The following is a 17,394-nucleotide window of genomic DNA, read 5'->3' on the forward strand; positions in this document are numbered from 1 at the left end:
ATGCAGCACCTTCCCGGCTGTTTTCCTGCTGCCGGTTTCCCGGCTTTATCATCAGCGCCAAACAGCGCAGGATGAACCAAATTGTGACAGCCTGTGGCTTCTGCCTTTCGTCTGTCTTTCCATATGCTTTTGCTTTTCGCCTGCCATTCACCCAGAACAGACAGAAAGCCAGCCAGCTGACTGCAGGCGGGCGTCTGCTCTCACCGGATCAGCTGCTTCAGCAGTTTCAGATTGTCGTGCCCGCCGAAGTTTGCGGCAGCCTTCCCGCTTTCCATCGCCATCAGGCCAGTGTGAAAATCCATCCAGCCGTCCAGTGAAAAGCGAAAGCTCTTGTGAAGCCGGCACTTTCTCAGAAGCTTCTCAGCGCCAGGTTCACTCCTGTCACAGACAACAAGAAGCGTCAGCGTCGTGCACATGTGCCCCTTTCCGGGGTGAACCAGCTTCATTCCTTCCTCATAGACGTACCGCTCCAGCGACCGGTAGATCTCCTCTGTGAGAAGCGGCACCGAAAAGATATAGCAGTGTTCCCTGCTCTCCGCACTCCAGAGCTCATTCTTCTTCAACAGGACATACTGTGCATTGCGCACGGTGAAATCGCAGCGGCAAATCAGTCCGGCCGGCCCCTCCAGTATCTCTGCTGAAACCGGTTCTGCCTGCTGAGGCGCTTCCCCCGCCGTTTTCTTTGCCGTTGACTCTGCTCGGAGCGCATTGAATGCTGCCGCAGAGGCAGCCGGGATGATGTCGTAGTATCTGCGGTATGAGCTGATCAGCCTTTCCACATATCGTCCGCGGTCCATACGGCTTTCCTCCCTTCCGCCCTCATATGTCCCCGCTTCCCCATCTCTGATGCCGTGCAGGCGCATCACAGGATGTTCCTGAGCATTCCCGGCAGCTCCGCCAGGTGATCTCTGCTGCCATGCAGACACGGCGCGGGATGGGAACGGCGACTGGCCTTGTGTAAAAAAAGTCTCCGCCTGCACGGCGCAATACGCGCTGTGCAAAGGCGGAGACTTTCATCTTCGTGGTACCACTTTGCTTGCTGCCGAAGGCAGCCACTCTGTCTGTCGCGGATATCCGCTGCGGCTGCTGCGGAGCGTCCTGAAACAGTTCATCATATGACGGTGATCACCGGCGGCATCTACTTCTTCTGCCCAGGGGGATGTAAAAAACGCCCCGGACACCCGGTTCAATGTGCTGCTCGCAGATGAGACTCATCCGAACTTCCCATGCCGCATCTCAGCACCCGCGGCTCTCTGTGATGTTCCACTCGTGAGCATGTTCTGGTCATTGCATTTCTCTGTTGTATGTCGGTTCTTTCGAACTTGAACAGAATCATACCACCTGTTAATTGTTTTGTAAACCAAATGTTTCTCTAATTTTCGGCATACTGTCCGATATTTTTCGGCTATCTCATAATCATCCGAATAGATTCTGTTCTTCTTGTATTCTCTGTTTTATCCCGCTGTATTGTCTCTCTGCTTTTGTCTTCCTGCTGCCGGCAGACAGCCCGGCTGAAACGGTTCTTACACCGTTCCCCACTGGTACACGGTCCTGCCGTCGGCATTCTCCGCGAACGGCCCGGGAAGCGGAGCGGCTCCTCTGTGCGCACCGAAGTAATCCTCTTGAAAGACGATTCTGCTGCCATCCGGGTTCTCAAACCGTTCTTCCGGCTCAAAGGCTTTTCCAAGTGTATCCGAGTCAACGACGGCGTCCTTAAAGCCCGACTGTCTCAGCCATTCTCCGATGTTCGTCCTCAGAATGACGCTGCCATCCCGCTCCTCCACATTCGCATAAGGTGCTTCCGGAAGCATTGACGCATCAGGGATGCAGCCCTTTTTCTCATGCTTCCATGCTTCTGCCCCGTTCAGATAGAAGTTTCCCTCAGACCAGACGGGCAGCTTGTCAAAATGATGCGGTTCAAGCTTCTTCATATCCGGGACGTCCGAGTCCATATCGAACTGACCAATCCACTCCTCATAGGTCGGATAGCTGTCGAACACAGCCGTCCCAACCTTCCGGTTGTCCCAGTCCGCTGCGCCAGGCTCGCTGTCGCTGGCATTGAGGTAGTCCGCGGACGGCCATTTCTGCAAAAATACATTGTTGTAGAAGCGGTCGTCTCCGTGCAGGATGGTCATGAAGCCCATGACTTCCGTCCGGTGCGGGATGTGATACGGAGTGTAGCGCTGTCTCAGCAGACCGTCCACGATCGCATCTGTTCCGCCTCCCACGACCGTAAAGGCTCCGCAGATGAGATTGTGCACCATCGCAACCCCCTCCGTCGCAAACCGAAGCGAGACATCGGAAAGCAGGATGTTGTTGTCGATCAGTGTCGGTCCGTGGCCGACCTCGACGAACAGATCCTGGCTGCACATGCCGCCCGGAAGCCGCTTTGCCCCCTCAGGCGCCTGATTGCGGTACAGCAGGTTCTGCGTGATTCTCGTCCCCTGTGCCTCCCAGTCGCACCAGATACCCATCGTGCAGTCATGGATCCAGTTTCTCCTGATCGTCACATCGATGGCCGCGTGCATCTTGATGCCCGCAATCTCCGCGCCTCCAAGCTCCATCATATTGTTGATATGGTGGATATGGTTGTCCTCGATCACGCTGAAGACACCGCCCATGCGGCCGATGATCCCGCCCTGCTCGCAGTCATGGATATTGTTGCGGCGGATGATATGGCTTCCGATCTTTTCCTTCAGCCAGCCATAGTACTGTCCTCTGCAGACCGCGTCTCGCTCCATCTGAGTCGGACTCTTCACGTGTTTTGTCGTAAAGTAATGGTCATTCTCCGGGTCATAGTACTTGCCCAGTCCGATGCCGGAGCACTTGCTGTTCGAGATCTCGCAGTCCTCGATGATCCACCCCTTTGACCAGTGCGGACCGATCATGCAGTCCTGGAAAGCGGCCGGCGGTGCCCAGGTCGTCGCAGCCTTTGTCACCACGAAACCGGAGACTGTGATGTACCCGATCCCCTCCTGCTGCGGCATGAAGCACTCTCTGCGAACATTGATCTCCACATTTTCCTTGTTCGGGTCCTTGTCTTGGAAATTTGCATAGAAGACCGTCTCATCTCCGTCCTGCTCCGCGTACCACTGGTAAACAGACTCCTCCGGCCGCCAGGAGTACGGGCTTTTCTCCGCCTTCAGGCAGTCCTCCAGCGTCCTCGCCTCATACAGCATCCGGTCATTCAGGTAGACCGCTCCGGTGTGTCTGCCCTTTCCGGCAAAGTACCAGTCGCCGTAGACATAGGTCGTATACGGATTGTAGTCCCCGAAGATGCCGTTCCTGACGCGTGCTGTCCAGACAGTTCCCTGATACCGCTCCCAGTCTTCCAGCTTCTCCGCGCCGGTGATCACTGCACCGAGCTTTTTCTCGCTCCTGTAGATAATCCGTGCGTCCGGGCGCCCGGCGTTCTTCGGGTCTACATACTCGCGGTACACCCCGGGTGCCACAACAACCTCATCTCCAGGCTTCGCCACACTCGCGGCATCCTGAATATGCCGGAACGGCCTGTTCTCACTGCCGTCTCCCTGAAATGAGGCAGCAGCGTTGACATAGTAAATCATCCGTATCTCCCTTCACCCCTTGACCTTGATCACTGCCTTGACCAGATCCGTCCGATTATTGACACATTCCTGATAGGCATCATCGATATGATCGAAGTCAAACTCATGTGTGACAATCTGCTTGACATCAATGGCTCCCTTTGCAACTGCAGCAATCGCCTTCGGGAAGATATTTCTGTATCTGAAAACAGATTTGATTGTCAGTTCCTTATCCATGATCTGCGCAAAGCTATAGCTGATGTCTGACTGAACAGAAATCCCTACCAGAACAACGACACCGCCGCGCCTTGCAAGATAAGGTGTCTGCTGAATGCAGACTGCAGCCCCGCTCGTCTCAAAGACCTTGTCTGCCCCGCGTCCCCCGGTCAGTTCGGCAACACGCTCCAGCACATTCTCCTTCCCGCTGTTGATCACAACGTCTGCGCCCAGCTCTTTTGCCTTGTTAAGTCTGGCCTCCACGATATCCGCTACGATAATCTGCCCTGCTCCGTGAGCCTTCGCTGACAGAAGCGTGCAAAGTCCGATGCACCCGCTCCCCAGAATGACCACGGTATCTCCGACGCCAACGCCGCCCTGGTTCGCCGCGTGAAAACCGACAGACAGCGGTTCGATCAATGCGCCTTCCTTTGTGCTGACATTGTCAGGAAGCTTGAAGCACCAGTCTGCGGGATGCTCGATGAATTCCTCGTTACAGCCGGGAACCGGCGGGGTAGCGAGAAACTGTACATCCGGGCACAGATTATAATATCCGGTTTTGCAGAACTCACAATGTCCGCAGGTGACACCCGGCTCCAGCGCAACCCGGTCTCCAACCTGAAGATTTGTGACACCCTCTCCAACCTCGACAACTGTTCCTGCCGCCTCATGCCCCAGCATATAATCCTGCGTCAGGTCAACTGTATAAGCGCCAACCTTACCGGCATGATAATAATGAATATCTGACCCGCAGATCCCGATGTATTCCAATGCTACAACTACATTTCCCGGTCCCGCAGCAGGTTTTTCAATCTCTTTGATGATCATATGATCAAGCCCTCTCATGAAGGCTCCCTTCTGAGTTGCCATCTTTTTATTCCTCGCTTTCTCTCTTGTCATTCTGATCAGCAGCCCCTGCCTTCCAGGCACTGCTCAGGCTTATTACACCCTCCATATCAGCCATGCCCCTGTTTTCCGGCATCATCTCACGTTCATTCCCGGCAGGCTGCCATTTTTCAGAAGACAATCATTTCATCCTGAATCTCCGCAAATGGTCCTGCAGCCGGCTCGATTCCTCTTGGATGATCGAAATAATCCAGGTTAAATACAATTGGCTTTCCATCCGGCTCCTCGAACCGCTGTTCAGGTTCAAACGCCATCCCAAGTGTATCGGTCGAAACCACCGGGCATGTTCCCGTCGGAAGAGCTCTCATCAGGTCCGTCCTCAGCACCATCTGCCCCTGTTCCGATTCCAGAAGTTCAATGTGCACCTGATGTTCTCTGTCCACAATGGCACCCGATTCATGATTGAAAGGCTGCGCTCCGTTGAAGTAGAGATTGCCGCTTGTCATTACCGGAAGATGGTCATAGTAGAAATCCCGGCACACGCCATCCTGTCCATGATAGCCCGCAAAGGTCTCCTTATACATCTCCAAATCCGGATAATCGTCATAGGGCTTCGTTCCGCAGACAAACTGATATTCATTCCGACCATAAACGTCGTGTTCCTCTGCATAGGCAATATAGTCCTTCCGGATCGGTCTCTGGACAAATATATTGTTGTAGAAACGGGCATCTCCGTGAAGAATCGTCATGAACCCTGCCACATCTGTTCCGTGCGGCACATGGTATGGTGTATAGCGGTTTGTCGGGAACTTCTTCCCACCGTTGTCTGTTCCGCCGCCTACCCATGTAAATGACCCGCAGATCAGATTATGGACAAATGCGATCCCCTGCGCGCTGATTCTTGCCGCGCAGTCCGACAGCAGAAGATTGTTGTCAACCAGAGTCGGACCGTGAGAAACCTCTATGAACAGATCCTCGCCGAGCGACAGACCTGTTCCGATTCTGGTTCCTTCCGGTGTCGTGTTGTCGTGGAACAGGTTCTGTGTAACCCTTGTCCCCTGGGCCTCCCAGTCCAGCCAGATTCCTCTTGTACAATGATGAATATGATTTCTCCGGTAGGTCACATCAATGGCGGCATGCATCTTGATCCCGCCGATCTCGGCTCCGGTAAGATCCTGCTTGTTGTTGATGTGGTGAATCTCGTTGTCCTCAATCAGAGAAAAAACACCGCCAAGATGGCCGACGATTCCCGTCTGTCCGCAGTCATGAATATTGCAGCGCCTGACCACGTGGGAACCGACTGTTTCCCTTGACCATCCTTCCCGCTGCGCCTGGCAGACACAGTCCCTTTGGGTCTGCGTCCCGTCCTTGAAAAACCAGGTCGACCACTTATTTTCATTTCCCTTCTGAAGATACTTTCCGAGGGAAATACCGCTGCATCTTGAGTCTGAAATCTCGCAGTCCTCTATAATCCAGCCCTTTGACCAGTGTGGCCCGACCATCCCGTCCTGGAATGCTGTCGGTGGCGCCCATTGTGTCGCCGCCTGACGGATTACAAATCCAGAGAGCGTAATATAGCTAATTCCCTCCTTTGATGGGAAGAAGCACCGCCGCCTCACATTGATTTCCACATTCTCTTTGTTCGGATCAGCCCCCTGAAAATTTGCATAGATCAGTGTTTCATCTTTCCGCCCGTCCTGGCAGGTATACCACTTGTGTTTTGTAAATGGAACATCCCAGGATTCTTCATAGAAAACCGGGTGAAGCACTTCGTCAAGCGAGGGTACCTCATACATAGCTTTTCCGTTCAGATAAAGTTCTCCCGTATGAACTGGCTGTGTTGCAAAGTACCAGTCTCCCTTTACGGGCGTTGTATATGGATTGTAATCTCCGAACACCCCGTTGGAGATATGTGCAAGATAGGTATCTCCCTCATAGTGTTCCCAGCGACCTGTCTTTTCAGCTCCTGTGATGATTGCTTTTCCCTTTTCCAGAGAGCGGTAGGTGATGCGGTGCCTGTCGTCTGTACCGCCCACTGCTGGATCTACCTCTTCACGATAGACGCCCGGAAGGACCGAAATCACATCCCCCGGCACCGCACAAGCCGCAGCTTCCCCGATGGTTCTGAATGGGTGATTTCTGGAGCCATCGCCCGATCTGAGTGCGGTTGATGATACAAAATATTCCATGTTGTCTCCCTGTTTGAATGACTTTTGGACCTGCTGTTCGCATTCATCCCTTGACGGCGCCCGCCATCATGCCCTTGATCAGCTTGTCCTGTCCGAAAATGAATACAATGATCATCGGCAGGATCGATATGAACAGCACCGTCAGAATCATCGGTGTATTCATGGTGTACTGCCCCTGGAACTCATTGACAGCAAGCGGAAGCGTTCTGTTAGCTGCGCTCTGTGTCAATGTCAAAGCAAAGCTGAATTCATTCCAGATATTGACGCCATCATAGATGACAAGTGTTGCCAGGCCTGGCTTCACAAGCGGAAGCATCACTTTTCCAAACATCTGATATCTGCCGCAGCCGTCAATCTCCGCCGCTTCCTCCAGCTCCTTCGGGATCGTTGCCATGAAGGTTGTCAGAATGAATACAGAAATCGGAAGATTGAATGCCACATATGGTCCGATCAATGCCCAGATACTATCGTACAGGCCTGTTTTCACACTCATCAGATACAGCGGAAGAAGCGTGATATGAATCGGAATCGACATGCAGGCAACGATGAATCCATGTATCGGTTTGTTCATCCTGAACTTCCATCTGGAAAGCGGATAGGAAGCAAACGCACTGAATGAAAGAAGGATCACCAGCGTAACGACCAGAACAACCAGGGAATTCAGAATGTATCTCCAGATTCTTCCGGATTCAAACAGGGCTTTGTAATTGCCCAGATAAAATCCTTCCGGAAGTGCAAATACCCCATTGTTCATCATTTCAAACTGCTGCTTAAACGTGCTCATGATCAGAAAGACCAGAGGGGTCAGACAGATCAGGAACCAGAGAACCACCAGAACCGCAACAATGATGGAGGACGGTCTGAACTTTTTCTTTGAATTCATGACTTAGTCCTCCTTCCGGTTGAGCAGTCTCATCGTCACAATCGCGATGAGCGAAATCAGGATAAACATGCCGCAGGCAAGTGTGGATGCATATCCGTTTCTATGGGATTCAAATGCCATGGAATACATGTAGGTTGCCATGAGCTCTGAAGCATGGCTTGGTCCGCCCTTTGTAAGAACATAGACCAGATCGAAGTACTTCAATGAACCGACCATGGATAGAATCACCGCGCTCTTGATGGTCGGTTTCAGAAGCGGCAATGCAACTCTCCAGAAATACTGTCTTTCCGTTGCTCCGTCAATCATCGCTGCTTCCTTGACATCCTCGGATAATCCGCTGTATCCGGCCAGGTAATAGACCATATAGAATGGTGTAAACTGCCATGAAATAATGAAGATGCAGGTCAGAAGAACCTTCCCCGGGTTTCCGAGCAGGTCCACTCTTCCTCCTCCGAACAGCTGGGACAATCCTGTGACAAAACCTGTGTTTGCATCCAGTGCATAGCGGAACAGGTAGCCGATTGCAACCGAGCTCATGAGCATCGGGATGAACCAGATGACCTTTGCCACATTCCCCTTGCGTCCGACCTTGTCCAGCCAGGTTGCAAGGGCGATACCGATCGGCATCTGAATACAAATTGACAGCACCATCACGATCAGGTTGTTTCCAAATGCCTTCCAAAACACCTTATCGTGGAACATTTCCTTCCAGTTGCCGAAACCAACGAACAGTTTGTCCGTAATGCCGTTCCAGTCATATGCACTCGTCGCAAAAGAATCGATGATCGGATAGATAATAAAAATTGCGATCACAAGCAGTGCCGGAAACAGGAATACTGTCGAAGCCACTGCAATGGATTTCTTTCGTCTGAATGCGAGAGAAGTCTGCTGCATCTTTCCCTCTCTTTCTCTCTGCACTTCTTTCTGCAGGCCATTTCCGAAAGATGGGGTTGCCACTCCTCATGGCAGCCCCATCTTATAATCATCTATAAGTAAATCACGGATTAGGCAGCCGCCCGGTCATCAGGCCTCTGTCTCAGCTGACTCTGCCTCAGTCGACGCTGTTCCCTTCTTTGAAAGGTAAGCGGTCATTGCATCCTGAAGCTCCTTGTCTGCCTCGGCCGGTGTGATTGTCTTTCCGAAAATTTCCTGGCTGGTTGTCTTGTGAACCTCCGCAACCTCGCTCGGCAGATACTGGTCATACCAGAGCTGGATGCCCTTTGCCTTGCTGATCGTATCCAGGACTTCCTGGACAACCGGGTCGCTTGTCTTAAAGGACTTCAGCGGGATAATCTTTGCAAGATCGGTACGTTCCTTTACTGCCTCATCATCAAGCAGGGACTGAATGACCTTGAAGGCTGCTTCCTTGTCGGCGCACTTATTCGACACAACATAGAGGTTGTCACCGATGGTGCCGAGGCAGAGAGACTGATCCGCCTTCGAATCCGGAATCTCCGGGAACGGGAAGAATCCAAGCTTCCCGTCGTCAAGGAACTGCTTGTTCTCACCGGCAATGGTCATCGTGAACCAGGAGCCCATCAGATCCATCGCTGCGCTTCCTGTATAGAACAGCGCACGTGCCTGGCCGGAGTCATCATCCATGCCGTTGAATCCGTCACAGAAGTATCCCTTGTCGACCCAATCCTGAATCTTGGTTCCGGCGAACTCGAATGCATCATTCTCGAAAGAGCCCTTGCCCGCTGCCGCATCAGCAAATGGCTCCAGTCCGCCATAGCGGGTCGCCAGATACTGGAAAAACATCGAGCCCGTCCACTTTGTCGCGTTAGCAAGTGCAAACGGAGCCACGCCATTTTCGACAAGCGTGTCACAGATCTTCTCAAGATCATCAAGTGTCTTCGGCTCCTCAAGATTGTATTTATCGAACACATCCTTGTTGTAGAAGATTCCGGCAACGGAGATGTTCTCAACAGGAACTGCCCAGATCTTATCCTTGTAGGTGCACTGTGCGATGCCGGCATCCACGAACTGATCCTTGTAGTTGTCCTTGTTCATGTATTCTGTCAGATCTGCGATCAGTCCCTGATCCGCGTAATCGTACATCGTCTGTCCGCCCCAGGTAATGAAGATATCCGGGAGGGTTCCGGCCTGCGCCGCGAGAGATACATCTGTCTTGAATGTATCATTCTGCTTCTGGACAACCTCGACGTCATAATCCGGGTTCGCCTCCATGAAGCGGTCGACAGAACCCTGAATGACATTCGCCATCTCGCCTGTCTGGATATGCCAGAGTGTCAGCTTGGTCTTTCCGGCTGCCTGTACTGTTGTCATGGATCCTGCCATCAGAGACAGGAGCATCGTTCCGCTGAGAACTGCAGATATCGCTTTCCGATTCATCTTATCCTCCATACATAATTCGCAAAAAATCATTCTTATCCGCGGCGGACTGGCCACCCCGCCACGTGAAATTCCGGCTGCAGCTTGTTCCTTTCGGTGACAACATCCTATCAGATCACTCCGATACCTTCTATCAATTTTCTTTGACATATATCAGTTTTCTTGGTATATTTCTTGTCTGAAATGCAGCATCATGACGTAAAACAGGTGTAAATCTTGTTCATTTCCACGATGTTCACAAAGGAGGACTATGCAATGAGGCCACAACCGGAAACGTCTCCCCGCAATTCAGACAGGGCTGTAACCGCGATGCTTGGCGAAACCAGACGGGACAAGGAGATCATGAATGTTGTGCTGGAAAAGCAGGCGCGTATTCAGTTTTCATACATCGCGCGATCTGCCGTCCACAATCCATATGACGAAGAGGTCCGCCAATACACCAGTATTGAGAACGGCGACAAGGATAGTTATCTCAGAAGCATCCGTGAAGCTTACACAGGAGAGCTGGGAACCCTCTCGGATGACCCGATTCGAAATGAGCGAAACATGGCGATCGTCAATATCACGCTGGCATGCCGCGCAGCCATGCGGGCAGGCATCAACCCTGAAGTCGCCTATTCCCTTTCCGATGCAGAAATCCAATATTGCGAAGTATTAACTGATGTCCGGGAACTGAACCGCTACCGAAGCCTGTGCGAGCTGTTATTTCTGAATCTGGTTCATGAAAAAAAAGAAAGGGAACGGATGAAGAATGCCCCGGTTCCCCGGAAGGGGAGCCCGGAGCTGACTGTTGAAAGCTGCAAGGAATATATTGCCTGTCATCTGCATGAGAAAATACTGATCCGGGACATTGCAAAAGAATTGTTTGTCAATGCCGATTACCTGTCCGATATTTTTCATAAAAAGACCGGAACGACCATCACCCAGTATATCCGCCAGCATAAGGTACAGCTCATCTCCAACATGCTCACCTACTCCGACTACAGTTACCTGGAAATTGCCACCTACTTCGGTTATTCCTCCCAAAGCCATCTGGGCTCTGTTTTCCGGAAGGAAACAGGCATGACGCTTCAGCAGTACAGGGCAAAATACCATGTCAGAGAATTCCGCAAGTGACAATCCGTCATTCACTCTGCCTGCTCTTGACGATCCGGCTTTCCTGTGACAGAGTGGTAGCATCATGAAGCAGCTTTGAAACGGATCAGAATTCAGGTGCCTGAATGTTCAGGCATCTGAAAGCAGTCAGGAGGCGGAAAATGGAGCGTGTACGCAAGGTTCTTGTAGGGTTCTCTGAGGTGATTGAGGTCGTCCTCGCAATCGGGGTTGCGGTTCTTCTGGTGATGGATATTATCGGCCTTCTCCCGAAAATCGGGGCCTTCTGGGCTGTCCGCGGAGATGCCGAAGAATTCTCGAAGCTGCTCAGCTCCGTCCTGGGCATCGTGGTCGGCACCGAGTTCATCAAGATGCTGATCAAACCAACCTTCTCCAACGTCACGGAGGTACTGGTCTTTCTGATCGCCCGACATGTCATTCTCTCGGAGGCGACGCCGACTGACAACCTGATCTCCGTCATCAGCATCGCGATTCTCTTCGCTCTTGAGTATTTCCTGTCCCACGAGGGAGCGGACAGCAGCCTCATGGCCGATGTCTCCAAAAAATTCCGCTCACGCCGGCGCTCCAGAGGTGCCGGCTCCCGTGAAGGCGACGACAGCGAATCTGACAATTGATGCTTTCTCAGCCCCAGCTTTCCTCCATTCTCCTGACAGCGTCCAGATACTTTCTGTTGACAGGAGTGGGAATTCCATGTTTCTCACCGAGCTGAATAACCGTCCCGGCAAACATATCGACTTCCGTCGGTCTTTTTGCCACGGCATCCTGCCGCATCGACGGATACCCATCCGGCTTCAGAGTCTTCTCCAGCTCAACACACCGGTTCAAGTCTTCCTGTGTCAGGTGAACCCCTTCTGCTTCCGCAATTCGGATAACCTCTGTCATCGCACCGATCATCTCATCCAGGATCGGACCCGGCGCTGTTGCGTGCGCGTAGTCTGTCTCATAGACCGTGCATGCCTGGTTGATTCCGACATTCAGCATGAACTTATTCCACATACTCCTTCTGATATCCGGGCAGACCTCATACGGGATCCCCGTCCTCTCCAGGAATGAAACAAGTGCCTGAAACGCGGGGTTCTGTTCCCCTTCCGTCACGCCGATCTGCAGCCGCCCCGGCTTTGTGTACCGCAGCGCCGTCCCCTCCCGCATCGCATCCATCCCGATCGCGACGCAGTCGATGACGTTCCTGCGCAGGTATGTCTGTGCCAGGATATCCTCGCTGCTGATGCCATTCATAACAGAAATGATCACCGTGTCAGGTCTAACCGCCGGCTTCATTTCTTCGACAACGTCCTCCAGATCCTTGTACTTGACCGCCACAATCACCAGGTCATATGGCACTGCGTCCTCTGCTGCCTCGATCTGAAAGTGCTTTTCGATCCCATTCACGGAATATCTGTCCTGCTGATGCCGCTTTGCACGTTCCTGGTTCATCAGGAAGGTCACGGCATTCCCCCCATCCGCCTCCGCAATCTGCGAGCCAAACAGAAGGCCGAGGGCGCCCATTCCGAAAACTGCTGTCCTTTTGATTTCCATCTCCACTGTCCTCTCTCAGTTGTCAGTGTCTTCTCTGGCCATCCGCCCATGACGGTCACGGTCAAGGTGCGGCACTCCTTCCGGATGCTCTTTCGTCCTCCGAACACGCAAGCCGCAGCGGCCTGAGTCTGCCTTATTCTACCGCATTTTCCAGTCATTGTCGCATCCTGCCTGCAGACTTGAAAAACAGATGCGGCTTGTATAAAGTACCCGTATAAGATCATGGAGCCTCCGCCTGGCACCGCCCTGCATGTCGCCCTGCCCGGCAGCTCACGAAAGGAACATATTTATGAAATTTCTTCACCTTGCCGATCTTCATCTTGGCCGGTCTCTCAATGAGATCAGTCTGATCCCCGACCAGAAATACCTGCTTGACCAGATTCTGGAGCTTTCCGCGCAGGAAAAACCGGATGCCGTCCTGATCGCCGGCGATGTCTACGACCGCGCTGTTCCTTCCGAGGAGGCCGTTGCGCTTCTGGACGGCTTTTTATCAGAGCTTGCCGCCATGCGTCTTCCGGTTCTTCTGATCAGTGGCAATCACGATTCAGATGAACGGCTGAATTTCGGCAGCCGGCTTTTGAAGGAGAGCGGCATATACATCTGCGGAAAGTATGACGGGACACTCCACCAGGTATCGCTCACCGATGGGTATGGCCCCGTCCACTTCTGGCTGCTTCCATACATAACGCGTGCCCAGGTACAGCATTTCTGGCCGGATGAGGACACCAGAACGTATGAATCTGCTGTCAGGACAGTTCTGCGCCACGCAGAGATTGACTTTACAGAGCGCAACGTGCTTCTCGCGCACCAGTTCGTGACACCAGGGAAGGCCGGCAGCGGAGATCCGATCCTGGCCGGATCAGAAACTGCTGCCCAGAATGTCGGGACGATTGACCGGATCAGCAGCGATGTGTTTGATCACTTTGACTATGTGGCGCTCGGCCATATCCACAGACCGCAGAAGGTCGGCCGTGAGAGCATCCGCTACGGCGGCTCCCCGCTTCGGTATTCGTTGAGCGAGGTCGGTCAGGACAAGGCATATACCCTCGTCGAGATGGCGAATAAAGGGAGCCATCCGGCTGTCACGCTCATCCCGGTGAAGCCGCTCCACGAAATGCGCCTGCTGAAGGGTCATTTTGAAGAGCTCATGAAGCCGGAAAACATCGAGTACCCGGACGATTACGTGTTCGTCACCCTCACAGACCGGACGCCTGTACCCGATGCATTTGCCGCCATCCAGGCGCATTACCCGAATGCCTGCGGCCTGCGCTATGAGCTGCCGGAATCATCAAAGGCAGCCCGATCCGAGAAAGGGATAAGTCCGGAAGGCGACAGCGTCCCGACCTTTTCCGATCAGATCCGCGCCTTTTACAGGCAGATTCTCGGCGAAGAACCGACTGATGAGGAAATGAAGATTCTGGAAAGTGCCGCGCGGGAAGCCGGCGTGGGGGACTGACCAATGAAACCACTCTATCTGGAAATGACCGCCTTCGGTCCGTACAAGGACACGCAGCGCATTGATTTCACAACGCTGGGCACAGACGGACTGTTTCTGATCACCGGCGATACCGGAGCCGGGAAGACGACCATATTTGATGCCATCTCCTATGCGCTCTATGGGCTGACCAGCATGCCAGGACGTTCTGCCGGTTCAATGCGGAGCGACTTTGCGCCTGAAAGTCAGGCAACCATCGTCACATTCCGCTTCTCACACCGCGGGCGTCAGTATGAAATCATGCGTCAGCCTGCCTATACCCGACATCTTCTCCGGGGCGCCGACCGGTCAAAAACAACGACCGTTCCGGAGAAAGCAGAACTGACAGGAGATGGGATTCAGCCTGTAAGCGGAGCCAAAAATGTGACAGACCTGGTCCAGAATCAGATTCTCCATCTCGACCACAGCCAGTTCTGTCAGGTTGCGATGATTGCGCAGGGAGAGTTCCGGAAGGTTCTGACCGCCTCCACCGATGAGCGCACGAAGATCCTGCAGAAAATCTTTCTCACAGAAGGGTACCAGCGGATGAGTGAAATTCTGAAAACGCGTACCGCTTCTGCCCGGGCGCTGCGCGACAGAAGCGCCTCCGGCATCTCAGACCGGCTGCAGACCATCCGGCCAGGAGCAGAGAACGCCGAGGCGCTCTCGCAGTTTCAGTCCATCGCCTCGCCCGTCGACCTGCTCTCCCGCAGAGAACAGGTTCTCGGACTTCTGGACGACATCCTTCGATCAGATCAGGCGCTGTCAGCTTCCCTCGCTGAAGCGATCTCCCATCTTCAAATCGAGGCCGAAGCTCTGACCCGCCGTCTCGCACTGGCAGATTCGGATAACCGAAAACTGGATGAGTACCAGGCAAGCCAGACGATGAAAACACAGCTTGACGCGCAGACTCCTTCGATGGAGACGCGGCGGAAAACTCTCACTCTCCGGAAAACGACCCGCTACAGCGTCTATCCCTTCTATGAGCAGAAGCAGCGTGCCGGCAAAGACGCTTCCGCCTCCGCTGCCGCATATGCAAGAAGCCTGGCAGCTGTCTCTGAAGCGCAAAGACAGCATGAAGATGCTGAAAAACAATATGCCGCCGCGCAGACTGAAAAAGCGCTGCTTGACCAGAAGAAGCTGGAGCTGAGGCAGCTGCAGGATCAGATCCCGCTCTACAGCCGCAGGAATGCGCTGCAGGCTGACCTTGAGGCAGCCTCCGCAGCGCTCAGGCAGCTTGATGAAAAATCCCTCCTCCTTCAGACCAGGCTTCAGGATCATGATGCCCTGACCCGGAAGCTGAAGGATTATGTGACCAGATCAGCAGATGTTCCGCTTCAGAAGAAGGAGGCAGACGTCCGCCTCCAGACGCTCGAGAAGCAAAGAGAAAGCCTGCTGGATCTGTGCAGACGGACCCGTCAGGCGGAAAAACAGCGCGTATCCTGGGAAAGGTCGAAAAAACAATATGTCTCTGTCAGGCGGCAGTACGACAGCCAATATGCCGCACTGTCCGAGGCGGAGCGTCTATTGGAAATGAACCGCGCCGGTCTTCTCGCTCAGGAGCTGAAAGACGGTGCGCCCTGCCCGGTCTGCGGGTCAACCGTCCACCCGCATCCGGCCTCTCCTTTCCTCCCGGATGCTTCAGACAGCAGGGTGACTGTCACAGATGAAACCGTCCGGTCCCTCCGCGCAAAGTCAGATCTTCTTCGGCAGAAGAAGGATGAAGCAGCGACTGAAGCCGCCTCGCTGAAGGCTGCTGCCGGGACAGCTTCTGCCCAGCTGCGCGATGACCTTGTCAGAAACCTGTCGGCCATCCAGGCTGAAATCGGGCTGCAGGAGACAGAGATTCCCCCCGAAGAGGACATTCGGGACGACGAACGTCTGCCGCTGAGCCGACTTGAGACACTGCTCACCCAGCTGCAGGCTGCGCTCGATTCTTCAGCCGCAGCAGTCAGGCAGCAGGTAGAAACGCTTTCCCTTCAGCTTACAAATCTGCAGCTTGCCCAGAAAAGACAGGAGAAAGCGGATGAAGAAAAAAGACAGCTGGATACCCAGAAGGAAACGCTCCGGGCAGACAGAGAGGCCGTCGTGCAGCGGCAGACTGCGTGCAAGGCCGCCCTTTCTGGTCTTCCTGTCCTCTCTTTCCCCACACTGAAGGAGGCGGAGGCTGCCGTAACAGCTGCCAGGGAGGTTTGTGAGCTGCTGTCGAGGCAGATCGAGGAGGCCGGACAGAAAAAAGAAGCGGCTGCGCGTGCGCTGGCTGCAAGTCTTGCTTCCAGCAAGGCTGCCGAAGCGCAGCGGGACAAAGACAGGCTCTCCGCCCTGGACGCTGCAGAGAAGCTCAACCAGAAGCTGAAAGAAACAGGCCTTCTGTCGGAGGAAACCCTGCTGGAGAACCTGTGTTCCGAGGAAGCGCTGAAAGAGGAGGAACAGGCGCTTTCTGCATTCGACCGGCAGCAGGCCGCCGCCACCGCCCGCCTGAAGGCCGCACAGACTGCCGCAAAGGGACTGGTCCGAACAGACCTCGGACAGCTCCGGGCATCCCAGACAGAACTTTCCACCCGCCTGGCAGCCCTCCGGGATAGAAAAGCGCGGACAGAGGGCAGAATAGAGAACAATGAATCCGTCCGAAACAGCATATGCGCGGAGTACAGCAGACTTCAGCAGCAGGAGCACAGCTATGAGATGCTCGACAAGCTCTACCGGCTTGTCTCCGGCCAGACCCAGAACGTGAAGATCACATTCGAGCAATATATTCAGGAAACAGGCTTCGATGAGATCACGCGTGCCGCCAATATCCGGCTGGATATGATCACAGACGGTCGGTACCGGTTCTTCCGCCGGGAGGAAATTGATGCCGGGAAGAAATCCAAGAATGCCCTTGCGCTGGACATCCTGGACAACTACACCGGGAAAAAAAGACCGGTCAGCACCCTGTCAGGCGGAGAGAGCTTCAAAGCCTCCCTGTCCCTGGCGCTCGGTCTGTCGGACAGCATTTCTTCCAGAGCCGGCGGCATCACGATTGATTCGCTGTTCATTGACGAAGGCTTCGGCTCCCTCGACAAGCGTCAGTCCCTCTCCGATGCCGTGAACATGCTGGTCTCCCTCTCGACCCACCACAAGCTGATCGGTATCATCAGTCACTGCGATGAACTGAAGGAACAGATCCGGCGGCAGATCGTTGTCACAAGAGGCCGCGACGGCAGCCATGTGCAGGTTGTCAGAGAGGACTAATCG

At 53.8% G+C, this 17,394-nt stretch carries 12 protein-coding genes; 4 read left to right on the forward strand and 8 right to left on the reverse strand.

All coding sequences use genetic code 11. From position 1 onward, the window contains the following. Positions 1 to 200 precede the first annotated feature (200 nt). From ACTQ1N_RS03665 to ACTQ1N_RS03695, 7 genes are all read right to left on the reverse strand, one after another. Positions 201 to 797: a hypothetical protein gene (locus ACTQ1N_RS03665; RefSeq protein WP_441954741.1), complete on the reverse strand. Its 597-nt coding sequence runs from the start codon at positions 795 to 797 to the stop codon at positions 201 to 203. A 726-nt stretch (positions 798 to 1,523) separates the two neighbouring features. Continuing rightward, entirely contained in the window at positions 1,524 to 3,566 is a 2,043-nt protein-coding gene (locus ACTQ1N_RS03670) for a right-handed parallel beta-helix repeat-containing protein (RefSeq protein ID WP_441954743.1), read from the reverse strand. 12 nt (positions 3,567 to 3,578) lie between these two features. Continuing rightward, entirely contained in the window at positions 3,579 to 4,631 is a 1,053-nt protein-coding gene (locus ACTQ1N_RS03675; protein ID WP_154526833.1) for an NAD(P)-dependent alcohol dehydrogenase, read from the reverse strand. A gap of 146 nt (positions 4,632 to 4,777) precedes the next feature. After that, complete coding sequence (locus ACTQ1N_RS03680) at positions 4,778 to 6,796, reverse strand: right-handed parallel beta-helix repeat-containing protein (RefSeq protein ID WP_441954745.1); 2,019 nt, start codon at positions 6,794 to 6,796, stop codon at positions 4,778 to 4,780. Positions 6,797 to 6,839: 43 nt separating this feature from the next. Then, positions 6,840 to 7,679, reverse strand: a complete 840-nt coding sequence (locus tag ACTQ1N_RS03685; RefSeq protein WP_154526839.1) for a carbohydrate ABC transporter permease — start codon at positions 7,677 to 7,679, stop codon at positions 6,840 to 6,842. Positions 7,680 to 7,682: 3 nt separating this feature from the next. Next, a complete protein-coding gene (locus tag ACTQ1N_RS03690) occupies positions 7,683 to 8,573 on the reverse strand; it encodes a carbohydrate ABC transporter permease (protein WP_154526841.1) in 891 nt (296 codons plus the stop codon). A gap of 129 nt (positions 8,574 to 8,702) precedes the next feature. Further along, complete coding sequence (locus ACTQ1N_RS03695) at positions 8,703 to 10,034, reverse strand: extracellular solute-binding protein (protein WP_277066687.1); 1,332 nt, start codon at positions 10,032 to 10,034, stop codon at positions 8,703 to 8,705. Between the two features lie 255 nt (positions 10,035 to 10,289). Between ACTQ1N_RS03695 and ACTQ1N_RS03700 the strand changes: the two genes are divergently transcribed. Together ACTQ1N_RS03700 and ACTQ1N_RS03705 are read left to right on the forward strand one after the other, a co-directional pair. Further along, complete coding sequence (locus tag ACTQ1N_RS03700; RefSeq protein ID WP_205839827.1) at positions 10,290 to 11,150, forward strand: helix-turn-helix domain-containing protein; 861 nt, start codon at positions 10,290 to 10,292, stop codon at positions 11,148 to 11,150. A 140-nt stretch (positions 11,151 to 11,290) separates the two neighbouring features. Beyond that, positions 11,291 to 11,761 (forward strand): hypothetical protein, encoded by a 471-nt coding sequence (locus tag ACTQ1N_RS03705; RefSeq protein WP_321048602.1) that lies wholly within the window; start codon positions 11,291 to 11,293, stop codon positions 11,759 to 11,761. A gap of 7 nt (positions 11,762 to 11,768) precedes the next feature. Here ACTQ1N_RS03705 and ACTQ1N_RS03710 read toward each other — a convergent pair whose 3' ends face one another. Further along, positions 11,769 to 12,683, reverse strand: a complete 915-nt coding sequence (locus tag ACTQ1N_RS03710; protein WP_441954749.1) for a ketopantoate reductase family protein — start codon at positions 12,681 to 12,683, stop codon at positions 11,769 to 11,771. Between the two features lie 289 nt (positions 12,684 to 12,972). On the opposite strand from ACTQ1N_RS03710, the gene ACTQ1N_RS03715 reads away from it, so the two are divergent. Both ACTQ1N_RS03715 and ACTQ1N_RS03720 read left to right on the forward strand, forming a co-directional pair. Then, positions 12,973 to 14,139, forward strand: coding sequence for an exonuclease SbcCD subunit D (locus ACTQ1N_RS03715; protein WP_441954751.1), 1,167 nt, complete (start codon positions 12,973 to 12,975; stop codon positions 14,137 to 14,139). 3 nt (positions 14,140 to 14,142) lie between these two features. Then, positions 14,143 to 17,391, forward strand: coding sequence for an AAA family ATPase (locus tag ACTQ1N_RS03720; RefSeq protein WP_441954753.1), 3,249 nt, complete (start codon positions 14,143 to 14,145; stop codon positions 17,389 to 17,391). Positions 17,392 to 17,394: the final 3 nt, after the last annotated feature.

This window comes from Porcincola sp. LCP21S3_C12 (assembly GCF_052118625.1).
GTDB lineage: Bacteria > Bacillota > Clostridia > Lachnospirales > Lachnospiraceae > Porcincola.

Bases quoted from the DNA above. Each gene is read 5' to 3' on its own strand.
- ACTQ1N_RS03665 (WP_441954741.1), bottom strand. From the start codon at position 797: ATGGACCGCGGACGATATGTGGAAAGGCTGATCAGCTCATACCGCAGA.
- ACTQ1N_RS03670 (WP_441954743.1), bottom strand. From the start codon at position 3,566: ATGATTTACTATGTCAACGCTGCTGCCTCATTTCAGGGAGACGGCAGT.
- ACTQ1N_RS03675 (WP_154526833.1), bottom strand. From the start codon at position 4,631: ATGGCAACTCAGAAGGGAGCCTTCATGAGAGGGCTTGATCATATGATC.
- ACTQ1N_RS03680 (WP_441954745.1), bottom strand. From the start codon at position 6,796: ATGGAATATTTTGTATCATCAACCGCACTCAGATCGGGCGATGGCTCC.
- ACTQ1N_RS03685 (WP_154526839.1), bottom strand. From the start codon at position 7,679: ATGAATTCAAAGAAAAAGTTCAGACCGTCCTCCATCATTGTTGCGGTT.
- ACTQ1N_RS03690 (WP_154526841.1), bottom strand. From the start codon at position 8,573: ATGCAGCAGACTTCTCTCGCATTCAGACGAAAGAAATCCATTGCAGTG.
- ACTQ1N_RS03695 (WP_277066687.1), bottom strand. From the start codon at position 10,034: ATGAATCGGAAAGCGATATCTGCAGTTCTCAGCGGAACGATGCTCCTG.
- ACTQ1N_RS03700 (WP_205839827.1), top strand. From the start codon at position 10,290: ATGAGGCCACAACCGGAAACGTCTCCCCGCAATTCAGACAGGGCTGTA.
- ACTQ1N_RS03705 (WP_321048602.1), top strand. From the start codon at position 11,291: ATGGAGCGTGTACGCAAGGTTCTTGTAGGGTTCTCTGAGGTGATTGAG.
- ACTQ1N_RS03710 (WP_441954749.1), bottom strand. From the start codon at position 12,683: ATGGAAATCAAAAGGACAGCAGTTTTCGGAATGGGCGCCCTCGGCCTT.
- ACTQ1N_RS03715 (WP_441954751.1), top strand. From the start codon at position 12,973: ATGAAATTTCTTCACCTTGCCGATCTTCATCTTGGCCGGTCTCTCAAT.
- ACTQ1N_RS03720 (WP_441954753.1), top strand. From the start codon at position 14,143: ATGAAACCACTCTATCTGGAAATGACCGCCTTCGGTCCGTACAAGGAC.